Here is a 927-nt window from a genome sequence, read left to right as displayed (position 1 = left end):
AATATAACTCCTTTTGGTGGGTTCCTCAGATTAATTGCCATTTGTAGAGCGCGTTCTACTAATTGAACTGTCATTCGCTTACTTAAAGCCCAACCAATAATACGACGAGAATGTAAATCCATAACAATAGCCAAATACATCCAACCCTGAGCCGTGCGCAAATAAGTCATATCACCCGCCCACGCAACATTAGGTGCTGTTGGATTAAACTGCCTTGCCAAAACATTATCTGCAACTTGATTGTTATGTTTGCTATTAGTCGTCACTTTATAAGCTTGCCTTTGCCTTACGACAAGCCCTAACTTTTTCATCAAACGGCGTACTTTAAAACGCCCAATTTTGAAGCCTTCCTTGCGAAGCTGTTTCATCATTTGACGGGAGCCCAGGCTTTGCCTGCTCTCTTTGAACAACGCCTTTATACGACGGAAAAGGCGAAGCATCTCTGCATCTATTACTTGTCCTGGCCGCTTACACCAATCGTAGTAAGCACTGGAGCTGACTCCCATAACCCGGCAAAGTATAAGCGTTGGATACTCGTCAGATTGAACTTGAATGAATTGATACTTTACTTCATTTCTTTCGCAAAGAAGGCGCTGGCCTTTTTTAAAATATCTTTCTCCATTCTCAGTTGTTTTACCTCTTTGCGAAGTGCTAAAAGCTCTTCTCGTTCGGAGTTAACTAATTTGTGCCCAGCCTGTTCTTGTTCTATATGTTCCTTCCACTTGTAAAGCAAACTGGTACTAACGCCTACGGCTTCTGCGGCTTGAGCGACTGTATAACCTTGTTCACTGACTAAGGCGACAGCCTCTTCTTTAAATTCTTTAGGGTATGATTTGTATTGTCGTTTTTGCTTTGTCATGGATACCTCGATGTTTGACGTTATTGTCTCTTATCAATGTGTCCGGATCTATTAAACCACTACACAAT

At 41.9% G+C, this 927-nt stretch carries 1 pseudogene; it reads right to left on the bottom strand.

Annotated features, from left to right (window positions below):
• A pseudogene (locus CWB99_RS24190) lies at positions 1–859 on the bottom strand (IS3 family transposase); the annotation flags it as partial.
• Positions 860–927 lie beyond the last annotated feature (68 nt).

The sequence above is a fragment of the Pseudoalteromonas rubra genome (assembly GCF_005887095.1).
Taxonomy (GTDB): domain Bacteria; phylum Pseudomonadota; class Gammaproteobacteria; order Enterobacterales; family Alteromonadaceae; genus Pseudoalteromonas; species Pseudoalteromonas rubra_E.
Note: the sequence above shows the minus strand (reverse complement) of the source record. Positions and strands in the feature narration are given on the sequence as shown.